Genomic DNA, 5,302 nt, shown 5'->3' on the forward strand with positions numbered 1-5,302 from the left:
CCCTGGCCCGCAGCGGTGCCCCCCACTCTCCTTCCCCCTTGGAGTGGGGGGCTGCGCGCGCAGAGCCGTTCAGAGAACGAGGGGCGCAATCCAATAGCCAATCGCGGTGATCACGCCGATGCCGATCAGGTTGATGGCCAGTCCCTTGCGCATCATCGTCTGGATCGGAACCTGCCCTGTCGAATAGACGATGGCATTCGGCGCCGTCGCAACCGGCAGCATGAACGCGCATGAGGCGGCCACAGCCGCGGGTCCCAGCAGGCTTTCCGGCGCCATGCCGACGGCAACCGCCAGTGCGCCAAGGATGGGTGCCAGCGTCGTCATCGTGGCGACATTGCTCGTCAGTTCTGTCAGGAAGATCACCAGCATCACGACGACCGCAATAAACAGGATCGGTGGAAACGACGACATCACCGACAAATGACTACCCAGCCATTCGGACAGTCCGGTCCGGGAGACGGCATTGCCCAGCGCAATGCCGCCGCCAAACAGCACCAGCACGCCCCATGGCAGGCGCTCGGCTTCTTGCCAGCTTAGCAGCGCACGTTTCTCTCCACCGCCCGCTGGCACGATGAACATCATCACACCCCCGGCAATGGCAATCATCATGTCGACTTCTGCGCCATTGAATCCCTTCGGGACACTCCAGCCGACCGCATCGATCAGGTCCACCGTCCACAGGCGCGACACCCAGAGCAGGGCGACAACACCAAAAACCAGTGCTGCCCGGAATTCCGGCTGCGTCATGCGGCCGAGCGAGCGGAGTTGCTCACGCACCCGCTCGACGACGGCGTGGCCGCCTTCAAGTTGCGGCAAGCTGCGCGTCACAGCCCACCAGGCAATGGGTATCATCACGGCTGCTGCCGGAATACCGAACGCCATCCATTGCGGAAAGCCGATACTCGCGCCCATTTCGACCTGCAGCCAGTTTATGGCGATCAGGTTTGTCGGTGTACCAATGGGGGTGGCGACACCGCCGATCGATGCCGCGTAGCAGACGCCCAGCAACAATGCCGCAGCGAACTTGCCACTTTTGTCGCCAAGGGCGTGCGCCGCCGACAGCGCAATGGGCATCATCATCAGTGTTGTGGCCGAATTGGATATCCACATCGACAGCATGGCAGTCGCCAGCATGAAGCCGAAAATCAGTGATTTCGGCGCAGCGCCAACGCGTGCGATGACGTTCAGGGCGATACGCTTGTGCAGGTCCCACCGTTCGATCCCCATGGCGATGATGAACCCGCCGAGCAGCAGCAGAACGATATAGTGTGCATAGTCCGCTCCGACCTGTCTGGGCGTGCCCGCTTCGACCAGGGGCAGTACGACAAGTGGCAACAATGATGTCGCCGGAATAGGTATCGCCTCGGTTGCCCACCATGTCGCCATCAGCACCATGAGTGCTGCCGTGCCCCACGCGGCGGGGTTCAGGCCGTCCGGCGGCCCGAGCAACAGCATGAGCCCGGCCACAACCGGCCCTACAACCAATCCGATTTTTTGCGCCCCCATGCCTCCCGTCAGCTCCCCGCCATCGCCTTGAAGCCGGCCTCAAGGTCGGCAATGAGATCGCTCACCGCTTCCAGGCCCACATGGACGCGCAGCAGTGGACCGGCCCGCTCATCGGTCCAGCTTCCCTTCGTGCGCGTTAATTGCTCGTCGCAAGGAATGATCAGGCTCTCGAATCCGCCCCAGGAGAATCCCATCGCGAACAGGTGCATGGCATCGAGGAACCGTTCCATGCCGCCCTCCGGCACAGGATTGAGCACCACGCCGAACAGGCCGTTCGCGCCGCTGAAATCGCGTTGCCACAGCGCATGATCCGGAGACGATGGCAGGGCAGGGTGCAGCACCTCGGAAACTTCCGGGCGCCCATCCAGCCAGTGCGCAATCTCGAGACCGGCGGCCTCGTGCGCCTTCAGCCGTGTCTTGAGTGTGCGTAAGCCGCGCAGGCATAGATAGGCGTCGTCAGGCGACAGGCTGATGCCCCAGTCTTCCGACAGCGCGTCCAGCCGACCCGCCATGCCGGGAGTGCTGGTCATCACGGCGCCGCCAAATGCATCGGAATGGCCCGCTGCATATTTGGTCAGCGCCTGCACCGACAAGTCCACCCCCAGCGCCAACGGCTGGTGGTGCAGGCCTGCGCCCCAGGTATTGTCCATGATGGTGCGAATGCCGCGCGCCTTGGTGATCTCGACGATGGCAGGCGTATCACTGATCTCGAATGTCAGTGAGCCGGGTGATTCCAGGAAAATGGCTTTCGTATTGTCTTGTATCAGGTCAGCGATTCCGGCGCCGATGCGCGGATCAAAGCGCGTCGTTTTCACACCCATGGCAGGCAACCGTCGCTCGCAGAATCTTGCTGTCGGTCCGTAGGCACTATCCGGGAACAGGAGGTGATCGCCGTTCCGAACGCATGCGGCAATGGCCAGCGAACAGGCCTGCAAGCCGTTGGTTGCGAGCCGTGTATAGGTCGCGCCTTCCAGCGCGTTCATCGCCGCTTCCAGTTCGCGGTGAACGGTCAGTCCCATCCGGCCATAAGTCGGCTTTGGGCCGTAAAGACTCTCTTCGGTCGAAAAAAGCACTGTCGACGCGCGTTCCACGGGCGGGTTTACGGTCACCCGTCCCAGTCGCTCCATACGTGTGTGGATAAGGCGCGTTTCCGGTTGTTTCATTTTGCGTCCGTCGCAATCGGGCGCGCCGGATCAGAGGCCCATTCCGTCCACGACCCATCATAGACGGCCACGTCCCAGTTTCCGAGCCGTGCCAGCGCCAGCGCGGCGATGGCCGCGGATACGCCCGACCCGCACGTCGTGACGGTGGGCGCCTTTGGATTCTTGAACAGCGAGGCGAGCTTGTTCGCCGCCAGCATATGGCCGTCTTCCGTCACCAGCGCGCTGCCGGGGAGGTTGACGCTGCCGGGAATATGCCCGGAGGCGAGGCCTGCGCGCGGCTCGGGTTCGCGACCGAAAAAGCGGCCATCCGGGCGCGAGTCGACAATCGTGGTGCGCGCCGACCCGACCAGTTTCTCCAGCCCGGTTGCATCCATTACGAGATCGGCCCGCACGCGGGGCGTGAAGTGGCGTTCGCTGACCATCGGCGGCAGGTCTTCAAGCGCCCCACCTGCTTCGACCCATGCGTTGAGGCCACCGTCCAGCACGCGGACATCCGTATGGCCCATCACGCGCAGCATCCACCATGCGCGGGCAGACGCGAAGAAACGGTTCTGGTCATAGACGACGATACGGTTGCCATCGCCGACGCCCAGCTTGCGGACGCGCGATGAGAACTTCACGGAATCCGGCAGCATGTGCGGAAGCGGCGAGGATGTATCGGCGATGTCGTCGATGTCGAAATGGGTGGCGCCGGGAATGTGTCCGCGCGCCCAGGCCTGGCGCCCGGTTTCCGGCGGGTTTGTGAAGTCCGCGAAATAGGTCGCGTCCAGCACGCGCACATCCGGTGCGTCAAAATTCTTGATCAGCCAATCGGCATTGACGAGGGGGTCTCCCGATTCCATTGATTTATGTCTCCATCCATGGCGGCACCGGCAGGTCCTTCGATCTCAGGAATTCCGGATTGTACAGTTTCGATTGGTAACGATTGCCATAGTCGCACAGCACCGTCACGATCGTATGTCCCGGGCCGAGGTCGCGCGCCATCTTGACCGCGCCGGCCACATTGATCCCGGCCGAGCCGCCGAGGCAAAGGCCTTCCTTTTGAACCAGCGCGAACAGCACGTTCAATGCTTCGGTATCGGAACAGCGATACGCGCGGTCCACTTCAATGCCTTCAAGATTGGCCGTGATGCGGCCCTGTCCGATTCCTTCGGTAATCGACGTGCCTTCGGACTTCAATTCGCCGCTCGTGAAATATTCGTACATCGCCGCGCCGCCGGGATCAGCGAGGCCGATCTGCACTGACTTGCGCTTCTCTTTCAGCGCCATCGAAACGCCGCCGAGCGTGCCGCCGGACCCGACCGCGCAGATGAACGCGTCCAGCTTGCCGTCAGTCTGGTTCCAGATTTCCTGGCCCGTCGTGTAGTAATGGGCTTTGCGGTTTGAGACATTGTCGAACTGGTTGGCCCAGATCGCGCCATTCGGTTCCGATTTCGCAAGGTCCTCGGCGAGGCGTCCTGAAAACTTGATGTAATTGTTCGGATTGGCATAAGGCACGGCGTCGACCTCGATGAGTTCTGCGCCGAGCAGTCGGATGGCGTCCTTCTTTTCCTGGCTCTGCGTACGCGGCATCACGATCACGACGCGATAGCCGAGCGCTGCGCCAACAAGCGCCAGCCCGATACCCGTATTGCCGGCTGTGCCTTCGACAATTGTGCCGCCGGGCTTCAATTGGCCCGCGGCTTCGGCGTCTCGCACGATCCCCAGCGCCGGGCGATCCTTGACCGATTGTCCGGGGTTCAGGAATTCGCATTTTCCGAGGATTTCGCATCCGGTTTCGTCAGATACCGCGTTGAGGCGGAGCAGGGGCGTGTTGCCAATCAGGTCAACAACGGAGCGGTAAGTGGTCATGCGGTCGGTCCGGTTCAGTTTGGGAGGTCTTGTCAGACCAAGCTAGGGTGCAGCGCGGCAATGCACAACTGCGTCGATGGCGCATTGTAAGGTGATCCAATTGGCCCTCGGCGCCGTAAGCCAGTTCATTGAACACACTAATCGGACAGGGACCCGCCCTTGCATAACCAGGATTCATACGCGTCCTTCATGATGGACCATGCCGCCGGTAACCATGCCGACGCCATGACGCTTGCGGGCGACCTGCACATATTGCTCAGCCCCACAGGGTCTGAAACGGCCAGGCTCTGGTCGATTGTCGGTGGTGCACTGCTCGAAAGGGACCAGAGACCAGCCGGGCGTCCCAATACGCGGTCGAAACGCCGCTTGCGACCCCGCAGGAATACCGCGACGGCCAGCGAGCTACTGGCTTTGTCAGACGGCGCGCCGTTGCCGTGGAAACGCGGTCTGTCAGGCGTTTCCTACGCAAACACGGCCACCCGGGGCGCCAAGTTCATGAAACTCGAGCCCGGACAGTCCGCACCGACCCATGGTCATGGCGCGCTCGAAGCAACCGTTGTGCTGCAGGGACGTTTCAGTGACGGGCATGGCGTTTATTCCCGGGGAGACCTCGTGCTGGGCGAACCGGGCATGCGCCACAAACCTGCCGCCGTGGGCGACGAGCCCTGCATCTGTTTCGTCGCCGAGACCAGCAACCCGCTATGGAACCTGTTCCGATGATTCGTCGCGCCCTTACCGCCCTCGCCCTGGTCCTTCTCGCTACCCCCGCGATGGCCGACAAT

General features: G+C 62.3%; 5 protein-coding genes. 1 reads left to right on the forward strand and 4 read right to left on the reverse strand.

From position 1 onward, the window contains the following. Positions 1-69 precede the first annotated feature (69 nt). From AADA04_RS08775 to AADA04_RS08790, 4 genes are read right to left on the reverse strand one after another with little or no spacing between them, the layout of a single operon-like run. On the reverse strand, positions 70-1,506 hold the full coding sequence (locus tag AADA04_RS08775) for an SLC13 family permease (RefSeq protein WP_340692880.1): 1,437 nt from the start codon (positions 1,504-1,506) through the stop codon (positions 70-72). An 8-nt stretch (positions 1,507-1,514) separates the two neighbouring features. Continuing rightward, positions 1,515-2,669 (reverse strand): cystathionine beta-lyase, encoded by a 1,155-nt coding sequence (gene metC / locus AADA04_RS08780; RefSeq protein WP_340692881.1) that lies wholly within the window; start codon positions 2,667-2,669, stop codon positions 1,515-1,517. Then, positions 2,666-3,511, reverse strand: coding sequence for a sulfurtransferase (locus AADA04_RS08785; RefSeq protein ID WP_340692882.1), 846 nt, complete (start codon positions 3,509-3,511; stop codon positions 2,666-2,668). Before AADA04_RS08785 ends, metC begins: the two co-directional genes overlap by 4 nt. A gap of 4 nt (positions 3,512-3,515) precedes the next feature. Beyond that, a complete protein-coding gene (locus AADA04_RS08790; protein ID WP_340692883.1) occupies positions 3,516-4,520 on the reverse strand; it encodes a cysteine synthase A in 1,005 nt (334 codons plus the stop codon). Positions 4,521-4,679: 159 nt separating this feature from the next. Here AADA04_RS08790 and AADA04_RS08795 point away from each other — a divergent pair, with 159 nt between their 5' ends. Then, positions 4,680-5,240, forward strand: a complete 561-nt coding sequence (locus tag AADA04_RS08795; protein ID WP_340692884.1) for a cupin domain-containing protein — start codon at positions 4,680-4,682, stop codon at positions 5,238-5,240. The last annotated feature ends 62 nt before the right edge of the window (positions 5,241-5,302 follow it).

Origin of the sequence: Hyphomonas sp. (assembly GCF_037969335.1) — a bacterium.
Taxonomy (GTDB): Bacteria; Pseudomonadota; Alphaproteobacteria; order Caulobacterales; family Hyphomonadaceae; genus Hyphomonas.

What these genes read in the sequence shown, in the direction of transcription:
- AADA04_RS08775 (WP_340692880.1), bottom strand. Translation starts at nt 1,506, where the DNA reads ATGGGGGCGCAAAAAATCGGATTGGTTGTAGGGCCGGTTGTGGCCGGG.
- metC (WP_340692881.1), bottom strand. Translation starts at nt 2,669, where the DNA reads ATGAAACAACCGGAAACGCGCCTTATCCACACACGTATGGAGCGACTG.
- AADA04_RS08785 (WP_340692882.1), bottom strand. Translation starts at nt 3,511, where the DNA reads ATGGAATCGGGAGACCCCCTCGTCAATGCCGATTGGCTGATCAAGAAT.
- AADA04_RS08790 (WP_340692883.1), bottom strand. Translation starts at nt 4,520, where the DNA reads ATGACCACTTACCGCTCCGTTGTTGACCTGATTGGCAACACGCCCCTG.